Origin of the sequence: Flavobacterium cutihirudinis (assembly GCF_003385895.1) — a bacterium.
Taxonomy (GTDB): Bacteria; Bacteroidota; Bacteroidia; order Flavobacteriales; family Flavobacteriaceae; genus Flavobacterium; species Flavobacterium cutihirudinis.
On the sequence record NZ_QRDQ01000007.1, the window covers coordinates 504,387 to 520,052 of the forward strand.

16 protein-coding genes are annotated in these 15,666 nt (G+C 32.1%); 9 read left to right on the forward strand and 7 right to left on the reverse strand.

What is annotated here, in order from left to right; translation table 11 throughout:
• Nucleotides 1-765 (reverse strand): DUF4422 domain-containing protein, encoded by a 765-nt coding sequence (locus BD847_RS02175; protein ID WP_115886620.1) that lies wholly within the window; start codon nucleotides 763-765, stop codon nucleotides 1-3.
• Nucleotides 758-1,870 carry a UDP-galactopyranose mutase gene (gene glf / locus BD847_RS02180; protein WP_115886621.1) on the reverse strand — a complete coding sequence of 371 codons (1,113 nt, stop codon included), beginning with the start codon at nucleotides 1,868-1,870 and terminating at the stop codon, nucleotides 758-760. The genes BD847_RS02175 and glf overlap by 8 nt, the downstream gene beginning before the upstream one ends.
• A 52-nt stretch (nucleotides 1,871-1,922) precedes the next feature.
• Here glf and BD847_RS02185 point away from each other — a divergent pair, with 52 nt between their 5' ends.
• Both BD847_RS02185 and BD847_RS02190 read left to right on the forward strand, forming a co-directional pair.
• Nucleotides 1,923-2,789 (forward strand): hypothetical protein, encoded by an 867-nt coding sequence (locus BD847_RS02185; RefSeq protein ID WP_115886622.1) that lies wholly within the window; start codon nucleotides 1,923-1,925, stop codon nucleotides 2,787-2,789.
• A gap of 35 nt (nucleotides 2,790-2,824) precedes the next feature.
• The gene (locus BD847_RS02190) at nucleotides 2,825-3,598 is read left to right on the forward strand and encodes a lipopolysaccharide kinase InaA family protein (RefSeq protein WP_244201546.1); all 774 of its coding nucleotides are present in this window, start codon (nucleotides 2,825-2,827) and stop codon (nucleotides 3,596-3,598) included.
• On the opposite strand, the gene BD847_RS02195 is transcribed toward BD847_RS02190, so the two are convergent.
• Both BD847_RS02195 and BD847_RS02200 read right to left on the reverse strand, forming a co-directional pair.
• Complete coding sequence (locus BD847_RS02195; RefSeq protein WP_115886623.1) at nucleotides 3,579-4,352, reverse strand: glycosyltransferase family 2 protein; 774 nt, start codon at nucleotides 4,350-4,352, stop codon at nucleotides 3,579-3,581. The genes BD847_RS02190 and BD847_RS02195 overlap by 20 nt on opposite strands.
• 18 nt (nucleotides 4,353-4,370) lie before the next feature.
• Entirely contained in the window at nucleotides 4,371-5,435 is a 1,065-nt protein-coding gene (locus tag BD847_RS02200; RefSeq protein ID WP_115886624.1) for a glycosyltransferase family 9 protein, read from the reverse strand.
• Between the two features lie 127 nt (nucleotides 5,436-5,562).
• Here BD847_RS02200 and BD847_RS02205 point away from each other — a divergent pair, with 127 nt between their 5' ends.
• The gene (locus BD847_RS02205; protein ID WP_115886625.1) at nucleotides 5,563-6,315 is read left to right on the forward strand and encodes a glycosyltransferase family 2 protein; all 753 of its coding nucleotides are present in this window, start codon (nucleotides 5,563-5,565) and stop codon (nucleotides 6,313-6,315) included.
• Nucleotides 6,316-6,390: 75 nt separating this feature from the next.
• Here the strand turns inward: BD847_RS02205 and BD847_RS02210 are convergent, their stop codons facing one another.
• Nucleotides 6,391-7,206, reverse strand: a complete 816-nt coding sequence (locus BD847_RS02210; RefSeq protein WP_073409737.1) for a 2,3,4,5-tetrahydropyridine-2,6-dicarboxylate N-succinyltransferase — start codon at nucleotides 7,204-7,206, stop codon at nucleotides 6,391-6,393.
• A gap of 280 nt (nucleotides 7,207-7,486) precedes the next feature.
• On the opposite strand from BD847_RS02210, the gene BD847_RS02215 reads away from it, so the two are divergent.
• The 3 genes from BD847_RS02215 to BD847_RS02225 all read left to right on the forward strand — a co-directional run bounded on the left by BD847_RS02215 (nucleotide 7,487) and on the right by BD847_RS02225 (nucleotide 10,307).
• Entirely contained in the window at nucleotides 7,487-8,113 is a 627-nt protein-coding gene (locus tag BD847_RS02215; RefSeq protein WP_115886626.1) for a PAS domain-containing protein, read from the forward strand.
• A 154-nt stretch (nucleotides 8,114-8,267) separates the two neighbouring features.
• Entirely contained in the window at nucleotides 8,268-8,684 is a 417-nt protein-coding gene (gene ruvX / locus BD847_RS02220; protein WP_115886627.1) for a Holliday junction resolvase RuvX, read from the forward strand.
• Nucleotides 8,685-8,810: 126 nt separating this feature from the next.
• Nucleotides 8,811-10,307, forward strand: coding sequence for a malate:quinone oxidoreductase (locus tag BD847_RS02225; RefSeq protein WP_115886628.1), 1,497 nt, complete (start codon nucleotides 8,811-8,813; stop codon nucleotides 10,305-10,307).
• A gap of 38 nt (nucleotides 10,308-10,345) precedes the next feature.
• Here the strand turns inward: BD847_RS02225 and BD847_RS02230 are convergent, their stop codons facing one another.
• Nucleotides 10,346-12,568, reverse strand: coding sequence for an FUSC family protein (locus BD847_RS02230; RefSeq protein ID WP_115886629.1), 2,223 nt, complete (start codon nucleotides 12,566-12,568; stop codon nucleotides 10,346-10,348).
• Nucleotides 12,569-12,770: 202 nt separating this feature from the next.
• Here BD847_RS02230 and def point away from each other — a divergent pair, with 202 nt between their 5' ends.
• From def to mazG, 3 genes are all read left to right on the forward strand, one after another.
• Nucleotides 12,771-13,361 carry a peptide deformylase gene (gene def / locus BD847_RS02235; RefSeq protein WP_115886630.1) on the forward strand — a complete coding sequence of 197 codons (591 nt, stop codon included), beginning with the start codon at nucleotides 12,771-12,773 and terminating at the stop codon, nucleotides 13,359-13,361.
• Between the two features lie 66 nt (nucleotides 13,362-13,427).
• Nucleotides 13,428-13,913, forward strand: coding sequence for a DUF5606 family protein (locus BD847_RS02240; RefSeq protein WP_115886631.1), 486 nt, complete (start codon nucleotides 13,428-13,430; stop codon nucleotides 13,911-13,913).
• A 99-nt stretch (nucleotides 13,914-14,012) separates the two neighbouring features.
• Complete coding sequence (mazG, locus tag BD847_RS02245) at nucleotides 14,013-14,783, forward strand: nucleoside triphosphate pyrophosphohydrolase (protein WP_115886632.1); 771 nt, start codon at nucleotides 14,013-14,015, stop codon at nucleotides 14,781-14,783.
• Here the strand turns inward: mazG and BD847_RS02250 are convergent, their stop codons facing one another.
• Nucleotides 14,784-15,464, reverse strand: a complete 681-nt coding sequence (locus tag BD847_RS02250) for a Crp/Fnr family transcriptional regulator (RefSeq protein ID WP_115886633.1) — start codon at nucleotides 15,462-15,464, stop codon at nucleotides 14,784-14,786.
• Nucleotides 15,465-15,666: the final 202 nt, after the last annotated feature.

Here is a 15,666-nt window from a genome sequence, read left to right on the forward strand (position 1 = left end):
TTATAAATCAATTAATTTATAGGAAGGAACTCCTTTGATTTTGAAATTGTTATGATAAATATAAAGATTTATCAGACGTTCTGATATAAAACCAAAAATTCTGGCTTGATAAGCATCTTCAGGAATAGTAACTTTCGATTCAAGCTCAAACAGAATATCGAATAACCACTCATAATAAGCGTCAAATTTTTCTTTTGATGAAATCATCATATTTCCCATATGAAAAGTAGTTCCTTTGTCTAGGAATTTTACAATACTTTCCTTGTATTCCGGGTATTTTTTTACAATAATTTCCTTTGTTAGATCCCAATCTTCTTTTCTATGATCGTCACAATAATGATCAGTTAAAGTAGAACTTTTAAAAGTATAAGGTTTACAAAGAATTGCATCATATTCTGAAAGAATAGAAGCAATTTTTTTTTCTAATTTTTCTGAGGAAGCATTAAATAATTTCGTGTTTTTGAAATCTTCAATTTTGATTTTTTTCTGCTTCGATGGTTTAACGTTATACCAGTCGTTGTAAAAATTTAGATATCTTCTGTAGTGGCAAATCCCAACGTAATCAGCATCTTTTACATTTTTCCAAATCCAGTATGTTGCTGTTAATTCGCAATAATTATTGTTTTTGTCTGCAATATTATCAAGCGTATTGTCTCTTAAAATATCGGTAGAAATATTTTCATTAGTTCCCACCTGAATAGGAACTAAAACATCATTAGCTAATACAGGATTTTCTTTGTGAGTAACTACAAAAATTTTAATCATTTTTTAATTCTTTTTTAGATCTTGTTAAAGCTAATGCAATTACTTGATGCATATCGTAATATTTGTATTCTGATAATCGTCCTCCAAATATTACATTTTCTTCCTGTAAGGATAGTTTCTTGTATTCTTCAAACAAAGCCTGATTTTTAGTATCATTTATAGGATAAAAAGCTTCGTTTGACGGATTCCATTCCTGAGGATATTCTTTGGTAATAACCGTTTTGCTTTGTTTACCAAATTCAAAATGTTTGTGCTCAATTATTCTTGTAAAATCGTAACTCGCATCATTATAATTGACAACGGCATTTCCCTGAAAATTGTCAGTATCAAGAACTTCATTTTCAAAATGAAGCGATCTGTATTCTAATACGCCTAATTTATAATCGAAATACTCATCAATTTTTCCTGAATAAACAATCTTATCAGCAAGTGCATCAAATTTTGGTCGGTCAGAGAAATAATCTGTGTTTGTGATTACTTCGATACCTTTTAATAGACCTTCGATTAATTTGTTATAGCCGCCAATTGGAATTCCCTGATACGTATCATTAAAATAATTATTATCAAAAGTAAATCGTACCGGAAGTCTTTTAATAATAAAAGCAGGTAATTCAGTGGCTTTTCGGCCCCATTGTTTTTCCGTATATTCTTTAATAAAGTTGTCGTAAATGTCTTTTCCAACCAAACTTAAAGCTTGTTCTTCTAAATTTTTAGGGTTTTCGACACCATAAATGGCAATTTGTTCCTCAATTTTAGCTTTTGCTTCCTGCGGAGTGATAGTTCCCCATAGTTGGTAAAAGGTATTCATATTAAAAGGCAAATTGTACAATTTTCCTTTTGAGAGTGACATTGGTGAATTGGTGAAATTATTAAATTCAACGAATTGATTTACATAATCCCATAAACCTTTATCATTGGTGTGAAAAATGTGTGCACCATATTTATGAACGTTAATTCCTTCTATATTTTCACAATAAACATTTCCTCCAGTATGCTCTCTTTTGTCAATTACGAGGCATTTTTTCCCGGCTTTAGTGGCTTCATGAGCAAACACACTTCCGAAGAGTCCCGACCCAATAATTAAATAATCATATTGCTTTTTCATGGCGTAAAAATAGATATTAATTACTAAATTGCAACAAATTTTATAAAACATCATGGCAGGAAAAATACAGGTTGGATATCTGGTTTCGTATGATTACGAAATGCTAAAAAACTCATTACCAACAATATATAACGAAGCGGATGCAGTTTTTTTAGCTATTGATGTGAATAGAAATACCTGGAATGGAGGTTCTTTTATAATTGATGATTCTTTTTTCGAATGGCTTAAGGCTTTTGATGTTGACAAAAAAGTTGTCATTTATGAAGATGATTTTTATGTTCCCGAATTGACTACAATGCAATGTGAAATCAGAGAGAGAAAAATGCTTTCTGAAAAAATGGGAATTGGAAACTGGCTTATTCAAATTGACTGTGATGAGTATTTCGTTGATTTTAAAAAGTTTGTAAAAGATTTACGTAAGTACGATTCGTATATCGAAAACCCACTGAAAAAACCTATTCAGATTGCTGCATTCTGGCTTATTCTTTATAAATATACTCCAGACGGAATTTTATATGTTGATCAGCCGGCTAAAGCTATATTTGCAACAAACAATCCACAATATGTGAACGGTAGAAGAGTAAAAGCGCAAGTTATTTACACCAATAATATAGTTTTGCATGAATCATTGTCAAGAAGCGAAGAAGAATTACGTTTTAAATGTAAAAACTGGGGACATAATACCGATATAAACAATGACTTCCTTGACAAATGGGTTAAAGTCAATGAAAATAATTATAAGGAATACAGCGATTTCTACTATATAGAGCCTGAAAGATGGAAGAAGTTGGATTATTTTCCAACAAAAGACATGAAAGCTATTAAGGAAATTGTCGAAAAATCTAAGAATTTAGATATTCCGAAAACAAAATTGTTTTTCAGGAATTTCGGTCAGTGGTTTAAATTTTTGTTTAAATAAGATTGTTGTAAAAAACGATTACTAAAATTGAAAAATTGAAAAAGAACATAATCTTTAATACTTCTCATATATCCGATCAAAAAGGTTTACTGGACGCAATCGAAAATTTCGATTCAACGGGAACGCTTTTTGGAAAAGGCGACCGTAACAAAATTAAACTTTTTGATATCGATCATAAAACGATAAATATCAAGTCTTTTAAAGTTCCGCACTTTATAAATAAAATTGCGTACAAATATTTCAGAAAGTCAAAAGCAAGACGATCGTATGAATTTGCAACAAGATTGTTGGAAATGGGAATTGGAACTCCAAAACCTGTTGCTTTTGCAGAATATTCTACTTTATTAGGTTTGAATAAAAGTTTTTATGCAAGCGAACATTTAGATTGCGATTTGACTTATAGAGAATTGGTTGAAATTCCGGATTTTGAGGATCGTGAAAATATCTTAAGACAATTCACTAAATTCAGTTTTGATCTTCACGAAAAGGGAATCGAATTTTTGGATCATTCACCTGGAAATACTTTAATTAAAAAGAATGCTGAAGGAAATTATGACTTCTTCTTGGTGGATTTGAACCGAATGGAATTTCATGATATAATGACTTTTGAAATGCGTATGAAAAATTTATGCCGTCTAACTCCATTAAAAGAAATGGTCGAAGTTATGAGCAATGAATACGCTAAATTTTACACAGCTGAACCTGAGCAAAAAATATTTGAAACGTTATGGAAATTTACTGCTGATTTTCAAGAACAGTTTTACAGAAAAAAACGTCTGAAAAAGAAGCTTAAATTTTGGAAGAAGTAATACGATTCAGTTCATAGTATCGTATAAAGATACTATACGCATTTAAGTAACATATAGTAATTCCTTTGATGCCATCCAGAAAGCCCAAACGAATTATAAACTGATATAAAAAAGTATATAAAGGATGAAAAACCATTAATAGAAAAGATGGTTTTTGTCCTTTTTTTATTTTTTCATTTGCTTTTAGAACACCATAATGGTACATTTTTTCCTTGTAATCCTTATAGGAAGTATAAGAGAAATGAATGATTTTGTTTTTTAAAGCAGAAACACTTCCGTTTACAATCAGCTTTTCATGAACCATTCTTTCTTCATTATATCGGCAATTTGACTTGTTGAAAAGCCTGAAAATTTTATCTGTCTGCCAACCGCTAAAATTGAGTTTTTTATCTTTAAACATAAAAGTTCGGTAGATAAAATAAGCACTTGCAGGTTTTTCGCTGTTTATTGTTGAAACAATTTCAGTTTTTAAATTGGCTGTTAATTGTTCATCAGCATCTAAAAATAAAACCCAATTATTTTTCGCTTGATCTAAAGCAAAATTACGTTGAGAAGTGTAATTTATAAATTCGTTCTGAAGTAGCTTCACATTCGAAAAACGTTCAGTTATTGCAACAGTCTGATCAGTGCTATAAGAATCCACAACGATAATTTCATCGGCAAAATCAATATCTTCAAGAAGTGATTTTATTCGATGTTCTTCGTTGAGTGTAATAATGAGAACGGATAACTTTTGTTTTTCATTATTGTTCATCTGATGCTGTTTATTTTCTCAATTTTTATATTCGTGAAAATAAGCTTCCAATTTTTCGAGCATTAGAGGCAAAGGATATTCAGCATAATATTCAAAAGTATGTTCTTTTATATATTGCTCGGTATGTTGCTCGTAGATTTCAGGTTTAAGATCTTTCAGGTGAATTGACGCGTTTTTTGCTTCGTTTTCAAACAATTGCCAGGTTTCTTTTCGTACCGAAGGTGTGAAAATTGAAAAAGTCGGAATTTCAAGCGCTTTTGCCATATTTACAGCGCCTCCCTCATTTCCGATAAGCATTTCACATTGAGAAAGCAAAGCCAAAAACGGACGTAATTCCGTACAATACAAATCAAAAACAATATGTTTTTTTGTTTCTTCTGTACAGTAATTATAAACTTCTAAAGCCTGTTCCTTCTGATCTGGAATATAGTTGAAAATAATTGTAGCGTTAGTCTTGGCAACCGTAAAATCAATAATTTTTGCCATTCCGTCAAGCGGATATGTTTTATAAACCTCACTTCCCAAAATACCAAACATGATAAGCGGCTTTTCGGTATCGATGTTGTAGCTTTTTAATAATTTTTTTGCTTCAGTGATTTCAGATTCTTTTAAAAAGATTTTTGGTTTTACATCTGTAATTTTTTCTGAAATGAATGGTTTTAAAAGCAATAGTCTGTTTTCAATAGCCAAACCATATTCTGATTTTATGGCATCAAAACGTTCGTAGCTATAATTATAAAAAATATTGGAGTACCATTTGTGATAAGAAACTTTATATTTTGCACCCGAAAATAAGGTGATTAAATTAGTTTCTAATTTGCTGTAAACATCAATTACAGCATCGTACTTTTTTCTTCTAATCTGAAAAATAAATTTGAACAAAGAAGGAATCGATTTTCGGACCTTGTTTGTTAATGGAATAATAGTGTCGATATTAGGGTTTTCTTTTAAAACATCAACAGAATTTGGGTAGCACATATAATCTATGACAGCATCAGGAAACTTAGTTTTTAAGTTGTTACAGATTATAGTACTTGTTAGTACGTCTCCAATTCTTTTTTGTTGAATGACTAATATTCTCATTTATTCAGGGTTCGATTTTGGGGCTAAAGTACAAACTATTTTAGGAAGTGTACAAGTGTATTGAGGAGAATAAGATTAAACTGAATTAAAAATGTCCTATTTTTGCGGAAATTAAATTATTCTTAGAATGGAAATTAGTGGTCTAGTAATTACTTTTAATGAAGAAAAAAATATTGGAAAATGTTTAGATGCTTTGTTTAAAGTATGTGATGAAGTAATTGTTGTAGATTCTTTTAGCAAGGATCGCACAGTTGAAATTGCTAAAGAAAAAGGAGCAACTGTTATACAGCAGTCTTTTTTAGGAGATGGGCCACAACGTACACATGGTTTACCTTATTGTAAAAATGATTGGATTCTTAATCTCGATGCTGATGAATTTTTAGATAAAGATGCCGAAGAATTTATACTGAACAAAAAATATCTGGATGGAAATTATGATGCATTCAGTTTTAGAGTGAAAAACTTTCTGGCAGACAAACTTATTGATTTTTCGGGTTGGTATCCGGATCATAAAGTTCGTTTTTTTAATAAAAAAACAGCTCATCCATCTGAATCAAAAGTGCATCAAAAAATCATTACTCAAAATGAGAAAAAGGTCGCAGTTCATATTTTGCATTATGGTTGGGATTCTTTGGATCAGATTATAGCCAAGAAAAACCAATATTCTGGTTGGCATGCACAACAATTATTCGATCAGGGAAAAAGAATAAATACTTTCAAACCGGTTTTAAACGGAACTGTAGCTTTTGTTCGTTGTTATTTTTTCAAAAAAGGTATTTTTAATGGCGTCGACGGATTGTCAATTGCCATGATTCAGGCTTTTTTCTCTTATATGAAATATGCAAAGCTTTTAAAACTTCAGAAAAGAAATTTGAAATAAAAAAAATCCAAATTCCAATTGATAATGATTGGAATTTGGATTTTAAAGTATTTAAATCTATTTAGACTTTAAAATTTAAACCGCAACATCGTATTCGCGAAGTGCATTGTTCAATGAAGTTTTTAAATCTGTAGAAGGTTTACGAGTACCAATAATTAACGCGCATGGAACCTGAAATTCTCCGGCAGCGAATTTTTTAGTGTAACTTCCAGGAATTACTACCGAACGTGCAGGAACAAAACCTTTCATTTCAACAGGCTCATCTCCGGTTACGTCAATAATTTTTGTTGAAGCAGTAAGACAAACGTTAGCACCAAGAACAGCTTCTTTACCAACGTGAACACCTTCTACAACAATACAACGAGAACCAATAAAAGCACCGTCTTCAATAATTACAGGAGCAGCTTGTAATGGCTCTAAAACGCCTCCAATACCAACACCTCCACTTAAGTGTACGTTTTTACCAATTTGAGCACAGCTTCCCACAGTTGCCCATGTGTCAACCATAGTTCCTTCGTCTACATAAGCACCAATATTTACATAACTTGGCATTAAGATAACACCGCTAGAAATGTAGGCCCCATAACGTGCTACAGCATTTGGTACTACACGAATTCCTTTTTCAGCATAATTTCTTTTTAGCAACATTTTGTCGTGGTACTCAAAAATACCAGATTCCCATGTTTCCATTTTTTGAATTGGGAAATACATTACAACGGCTTTCTTAACCCATTCGTTTACTTGCCATTTGTCTCCAACTGGTTCAGCAACACGTAATTTTCCTGCATCAACCAATTCGATTACTTCTCTAATAGCATCTGTAGTTGCAGTTTCTTGTAGCAAAGCTCTGTTTTCCCAAGCTTGTTCAATTATAGTCTGTAAAGAATTCATATGTTTTAATTTTTGGCAAAGATAACGTATTTGTAGAAAAGCAGAAAAGTAAAAGCTTTTGAAAGTGTTATAAATATAACATTTTGTTTTTAATTTGATAAATAAAAATTGGCGTTGCTTATTGAAATTATTAAAAATAAAAAGCCATAAAACGTTTTTTTAGTGTCAAAATATGACAAAAATCAGATTTTGCATTTTTTCTTCTCTCTATTTTTGTCGGATTAATTCTGAGAAATCAGAATTAAATTACCAATCCAAACAACATTATAAGCAGTAAAACATGAATCAGGAAAATCAAATTCGCACTCCAGTTACCATTATCGACAAAGAAGTTACGTGGGATAAAACGCAGGTAATTATGAGTAAAACAAATGCTTTTGGTATTATAGAATACGCCAATGAAGTTTTTGTCGATGTATGTGGTTATGAGGATTATGAATTAATGGGACAACCCCATAATATAATTCGTCATCCAGATATGCCTAAAGTTATTTTTAAAGTGCTTTGGGAAAATTTAAAACAAGGTAGAAATTTTCACGCAATCGTAAAAAATTTAGCAAAATCAGGCCGATATTATTGGGTTATAACCGATTTTGAAATTGCCAAAGATGAAAATGGCGTAATTGTAAATTATTTTGGAAGACGACAATCTGTTCCGCAAGAAGTAATTGCGATGCATATTGAGCCATTGTATAAAAAACTTTTGCAAATCGAAGCGGCAAGTGGTGTAGAGTTCAGTGAAAAATATTTAATAGGGTTTCTTGAAGAAAAAAAGAGAACGTATGTAGAGTATATTAAAGAACTAATACTTGAACATGAACGTGCGCTATCTAAGTTTGTACAGTATGAAGAGGAAGAGGAAGAAGAGGAGGAAAGAGGCTTTTTTAGACGCTTGTTTAATAGATAAAAGAAGGATTTTTAGTGTTTTTTTATATCTAGGGTCAAATCCGCTTCGAATTATTCGGGCGGATTTTGTTTTTTGATGCTATCTTTCATAGTAATGGATTTCATTTTTAAAGCAAGAAAAATTAAAAATAGTTATCTTTGATAAAAATTTTAAAATGCCAAGAATTCTCTCCATCGACTACGGACAAAAACGAACAGGAATCGCTGTTACAGATGAAATGCAGATCATAGCATCCGGTTTAACTACTATTCCCACAAATACGGTAATCGATTTTTTGAAAGATTATTTTTCTAAAGAAAAAGTAGAAACCGTTCTTATCGGCGAACCGAAACAAATGAACGGTCAGCCATCGGAGAGTGCTTCAATAATAAAAGGATTTGTTACACATTTCTCAAATATCTTTCCAGACATGAAAGTTATTCGCGTTGACGAGCGTTTTACGTCAAAAATGGCGTTTCAAACCATGATTGACAGCGGATTAAGTAAGAAACAACGTCAGAATAAAGGTCTCATTGATGAGATCTCAGCGACAATTATGCTTCAGGATTATCTTTCTTCTAATCGTTTTTGAGTTTACGGCTTAAAAATTTCACTTTATTTAGAAAAAAATATGATTTTCTAACTTTTATCATGCAAAATTTAGTTTTTTTTTGCGAATGAAAAAAGTACCTTTGCACTTTAAAAACAAATTACTGTTATGCCTGACAATACAATACGTTCCAATAGTGAAGTAGTGCTTATTGGAGCTGGAATTATGAGCGCAACTCTTGGATTAATTTTAAAAGAGTTACAACCTGATTTAAAAATTGAAATTTACGAAAGATTAGATGTGGCTGCAGCCGAAAGTTCTGATGCATGGAACAATGCCGGAACCGGACACTCTGCTTTTTGTGAATTAAATTATACCCCAGAAAAGGCTGACGGAAGTATCGATCCTAAAAAAGCAATTAGTATTGCAGAAGCTTTTGAGGTTTCACGTCAGTTTTGGTCTTATTTAGTACAAGAAAAGAAGGTACCATCTCCTGATAATTTTATTAAAAGTGTTCCTCATATGAGTTTTGTATGGGGTGATAAAAATATAGCATATCTTAAAAAAAGATTTGAGGTTTTGCAAAGCAATCCAATTTTCTCTCAAATGAAATTTAGTTCCGATTTTGAGCAGCTGAAAAAATGGATGCCATTGGTTATGGAAGGCAGAGGAGCAGATGATAAATTAGCTGCAACTTACATGGAAATTGGTACCGATGTGAATTTTGGAGCCTTGACCAGAAGTATGTTTAATTATCTTGAAAAACTTGACGGTGTAACTTTGTATTTTAATCATGAGGTTAAAAAACTAAAACAACGTGAGGATAAATCATGGAGAATTAAAATCACTGACATATCTACAGGACAAAAAAGAAAAGCGTATACCAAATTTGTTTTCATTGGTGCCGGCGGAGGTTCTTTGCCATTATTGGAAAAAGCAAACGTACCTGAAGGACATGGTTATGGTGGTTTTCCTGTAAGCGGTCAATGGTTAAAATGTACTAATCCCGAAGTAATTGAGAAACACCAGGCTAAAGTTTATGGTAAAGCAAGTGTTGGAGCGCCTCCAATGTCTGTTCCTCACATTGATACACGCGTAATTGATGGCGAAAAAGCACTTCTTTTTGGGCCTTTTGCAGGATTTTCGACACGTTTCTTGAAAAATGGTTCTTATTTGGATTTACCAATGTCGATAAAAGCGAACAATTTAATTCCGATGTTATCTGCAGGTTATCACAATATTCCTTTGACGAAATACTTAATTGAGCAAGTTCGTCAATCTCCAAAAGATAGAATGAAAGCACTTCGTGAATATTTGCCTTCTGCACGTTCTAAAGATTGGAAATTAGAAAAAGCCGGACAACGTGTTCAGGTAATTAAAAAGGATGAGAAAGAAGGTGGAGTATTAGAATTTGGTACCGAAGTAATCAATACACATGACGGATCTTTAGCGGTTTTACTTGGGGCTTCTCCGGGAGCGTCTACTGCGGTTGCGATTATGGTTGACTTGATTAGCAGATGTTTTACAAATCAAAGTCAAACTCCGGAATGGAAAGCGAAAATGAAGCAAATGATTCCTTCTTACGGACAAACTTTAAATGACAAACCAGAACTTTTAGAAGCGCTTAGAAAACAGACGGCTGAAGTTTTGAAACTAAATAATTAAGCATTTAATTTATATAAAAAGCAACAAATCCAGATGAATTAATCTGGATTTGTTGCTTTTAGTTCTTTGGTTATTTTTAAAATCTTTTCTGCCAGATTGCTCATCCATATTAATTGTTCAATAACCATTTGAGCTTCCTGCATTTTGTTTTGACGCGTTTCCTTATCCAAATCATCGTCCTCTGCGAGACGTTTAAAATTAACTCGTTTTAATTCCTCAAATTGTAATGTAACGTCATCTTTATCAAAGAAAGTGTCTTTTATTACAGTTTCATTTCGTAAAACCGAAATCGACTGATCCAGATTGGATAAAATGGTTTTTATAATATAATTAAATGATTCAGATGCTGATGTTGTTTGATGCGATTGAATATAAGTGGATAATGACGCTAAAGCGGATAAAATAGAATGGTTTAGCACAACTAATTTATTGACAAGAGGAAGTGTTTTTTGCTTCGACTTCGGCTCTTGCATCATACGCTGAAATGAAGTCATTAAATTGCCAATTTCTACGAAAGCATGTTTTCGGGCCAAACGGTAAGAAGTTGGAACTTCACCTTTTTTATTATAAAAATCAGCGATTTCCTTTAGGTAATTTTTATTGGCACGAACTGCATTTTCAATATGAATTGGTGTATTAATAAATTCCCAGGCGGGCCATAAAAACTGATTAGCGATGAAAGCTAATGTCGCTCCTGCAAGGGAATCCAGTATTCTAAACTGAATAACTTCAACAACATCCGGTGTTAGAATTCCATAAATGAAAACAACGTACATTGTTACAAAAGTGGCGCTGATTTTATAATTAATCTGTGTAAAAGAGATTCCTAATAACATACAGATTATCGAAAAAATACTGAGTGCAACATGATTTTGGACAATTGAGACAATTCCAAAAGCAAATAGTCCTCCTAATAGAGTTCCAAAAATTCTGTTATAGGAACGTTCTTTGGTTAGCCCGTAACCAGGTCGCATAATAACCACAATTGTTAGCAAGATCCAGTAAACGTTTTGAAAAGGAAGCATTTTTCCAATCAAAAAACCAATAAGAATGGTAATCGTTAAACGAAGCGAATGTCTGAAAATTGACGAAGAAAAACTTAAATTCTCAATTAAAGTACGCAACGGATAATATTGTGGTGTTAGGAATTTTTCAAGTTCTTTGTCTTTGTCCTTAAGTTTATAAGACTGCATGGCAAGCGAGAAAGCACGCTGAATAATTTTTATTTTTCCAACTTGATTTTTAGCATATTTCAGCATATTTGTCAGCATCAAAACACCTTCAGAAGCTTCTTCTTTGCCTAGACTTTTTTCGTAGTCAAAAATGGCAAATTCTAACGCATCAAGCTCATTCTTTAAATCATTTTTGTCAACATATACGGCAATATGATGCACGTTTTTGGAAAGTTTTTTTAATGTTGAAGCTAATTTGTATGCTACATTTTGATATGTTCTAAGTACTTCAGGATGTTTGGCAAATTTTTCATGAAGCTTATTATGGTCAAAAGAAGTATATAAAGCAAGTTCCTGAATTTCGACCAACGTGATAAAAACAAGTAACATTTTTCTGTTTTGAGCGGTCGCGGCCGAAGTATTTTGATTGCCGATTAGCATTTTTCGTAAATCTTCATGAACCAGATTCAATTCAACTTGAACTGCAAGTTGTTTTTCTATAATCGTTTCTCTGTCTGCTTCGGGATTCCATAAATCGCCTCTTAACTTCAAATATTTAGCAGTAAGTTTAATGCCTTCAGCAATTTGAAGTTCAACATATTTATAAGGTTGAATAAAGTGAAATATAAGAGAAATAACCAGATATAAAATTCCGCCTAGAAATATAAAACCAGAATATTCAAAAGCTTCCCAGCCTTCATGCAAATGACCAAATGATAAAGAGATAGATAATAAAGCAGAGAAAGAAACTAAAGTGGCTCTTTGTCCATATACAGAAATCATGGAGCATAAAAACAGCAAAAATCCTAAAAAAGGATAAAATAAAACCGGATAAGGATAAGCAAGATTGACTAATAAATTTACACCGGAAACAATAAATGAAGCTACAATTAGTCCTTTTATTTTATGGCTAAGTGAACTCGGAATGTCGCTAGGATAGGTATAAAAAGCACCTAAAGCGATTGTAAAACCTATTTCGAAATGTCCTAAAAGATTTAAAATCAGTACCGGTACAACAGAAGCGATCGTTACTTTTGAGGCGTTTAGAAATGAAGTACTATTGGTAAATTTTGAAATTCGATCAAACATATGGAGAGGTTTACTAACAAAGGTAAGAATTGTACGAATTAATTTGGCATAATTATGGATGAGATTTTAACAGATTTGGTAAAAAATATGATATTATATAATGTTTGCAATTATTCGTAGACTATTTTTTACTATTTTTGCCAGCTGAATTATGGGAAATTAAATTCAGTTTTTCAGTAGATAATACAATAAAATAACACAAATGATTTTACCAATTGTAGGATATGGTGATCCTGTTTTAAGAAAAGTAGGTGTGGCAATAACGCCAGATTATCCAAACTTAAAAGAAACAATAGCAAACATGTATGAAACCATGTACAACGCTTATGGTGTGGGCCTTGCTGCGCCACAGGTAGGTATGGCAATTCGTTTGTTTGTTATCGATACGACTCCTTTTAGCGAAGATGATGATTTAGAATCAGCAGAACAAAAAGAGTTGAAAGGTTTCAAAAAGACTTTTATAAATGCTAAAATCGTAAAAGAAGAAGGCGAGGAGTGGAGTTTTAATGAAGGCTGTTTAAGTATTCCGGATGTTCGTGAAGATGTTTATAGAAAACCAACTGTTACGATCGAGTACTGTGAGGAAGATTTTGTTATGAAAACAGAAGTTTTTGATGGTTTAATTGCAAGAGTTATTCAGCATGAATACGATCATATTGAAGGTGTTTTATTTACAGATAAAATATCTTCTTTGAAAAAGCGTTTGATTCAGAAAAAATTAAAAAATATTACTGAAGGTAAAACTTTTCAGGAATACAGAATGAAGTTTGCTGCAGCAAAAAAAGGAAGATAAAAAAGATGTTCTTTTTAGAACAAAAAAAATACAATAGAGAAATTCTTAATACTAATTTTAATAAACATGAATTTAGACAAAATTTTAGCCATTTCAGGTAAACCAGGTTTATACGTATTGAAAGTGCAAACTCGTACAGGTTTTGTGGCAGAATCATTATTAGACGGAAAAAAAATCACAGTAAACTTAAAAAGTAATGTAAGTTTATTGTCTGAAATTTCAATTTATACATACGAAGGAGAAAAACCGTTGACTGAAGTAATGCAAAAAATTGCTACTAAAGAAAATAAAGGTCAGGCTATTTCGCATAAAGAAGACAATGCTACTTTGAGTGCTTACTTTAAAGAAATTTTACCTGATTATGATGAAGAAAGAGTTTATCCTTCAGATATTAAAAAGGTATTAAACTGGTACAATACACTTCAGGCTAAAGGTTTAGTAACTGATCTTGCTCCTGCAGCTGTTGAAGTAGCAGAAGAGGCTCCGGTTGCAGAAGAAAAGCCAAAAAAAGCACCTGCGGCTAAAAAAGCTAAAGCTAAAAAAGAAGAATAGTATTTGATACTTTCAAAAATAAAGAATCCTGTTAAGATAATTTCTTGACAGGATTCTTTATTTTTACAACTGTTTAGATGAATTTATAAAATAATAAAGATGAGTAAAGAACTTCAATTAAAAGCCTTCGAAAGATTATTGATTATCATGGATGAATTGCGCGAGCAATGCCCGTGGGATAAGAAGCAAACTTTACAAACGCTAAGGCATTTGACGATTGAAGAAACTTATGAATTGGGTGATGCTATTTTAGACAATGATTTAAACGAAGTTAAAAAAGAACTTGGAGATTTGTTATTGCACATTGTTTTTTATGCAAGAATAGGTTCTGAGACTAATGATTTTGATATTGCTGATGTTTGCAATGAAATTTGCGATAAATTAATCCATCGTCACCCGCATATTTATAGCGATACAGTGGTGAAAGATGAGGAAGAAGTGAAACAAAATTGGGAAAAACTTAAACTAAAAGAAGGTAAAAAATCAGTTTTAGAAGGAGTTCCGAGAAGCCTTCCTGCATTAGTGAAAGCAAGCAGAATTCAGGATAAAGTTAAAGGAGTAGGTTTTGATTGGGAAGAACCACATCAGGTTTGGGATAAAGTTCAGGAAGAATTACAAGAATTGCAGGTTGAAGTCGAGAAAGGAGATCAGGATAAAATTGAGGCTGAGTTTGGCGATGTAATGTTTTCTATGATAAATTATGCTCGTTTTTTAAATGTAAATCCTGAAGATGCCTTGGAGCGAACCAATAAAAAGTTCATAAAGCGCTTTCAATATTTGGAAAGTAAAGCGAATGATTTAGGAAAGCCTTTAATGGAAATGACTTTGGCTGAAATGGATGTTTTTTGGAACGAAGCTAAAAAACTTTAATTATTCGGCTAGTTTTTTTAATGCTTTGATGTTTTTAAGCATTATTTTTTTTCCAACAAGTTCAATTAGGTCCAGCTTATTAAAGTCAGATAATAATCGGATGCAGCTTTCTGTAGCTGTACCAATTATTCCTGCTAACTCTTCTCTTGTTAGCTGTACTTTTAGTGTTTTGTCGCTATTTTCACCAAATTCATCATGCAAATGTAAAAGAGTTTCTGCAAGACGTTGTTTTACAGTTTTTTGAACCAAAGCAATTTTCTCATTCTCAGATTCTTTCAAATCTTCGCAGACAGATTGCATTAAATTTAGAGAAAACTGATTGTTGTTATTAAAGAAATGAAGAATTTCAGCTTTAGGAATAAAACAAACTTCCATATCGGCTATTGCTTTTGCAGATAAATTGGCAGGCTCATTACTAATCATGGAACGTTGCCCCAGAAGTTCACCAGATTTAACCAGTTTTACGATTTGGTCTTTACCATTTGCGCTCAACTTTGATAATTTTCCAACTCCGTCCTTTACACAAAAAACGCCATTGGTAACTTCGCCTTCTTCAAAAAGTGCTTCGCCTTTTTTTATTGTATAAGTGGTTTTGCTATTAGCCAATTTTACAACTTCTTCTTTATTAAGGGCTTTGAGAGAAGAAAGTTGGCGTACAATACACTGGTCACATTTATTCATAGCAAAAAAAATTTACTGCAAAATTAACCAATATTCACATTCTTTCCCAGTATTATGGCTAAAAATTGAAGAAAATTTTTACGACAGTATTTCGCTTCCTTTATTTTACTAAATTAGAATTCTATTTAGTTTTTACATGATAAATGTCATTTTTAACATGGCTTCTTATTTTGAATATTTGTTACATTAAAAAAAAACAAAT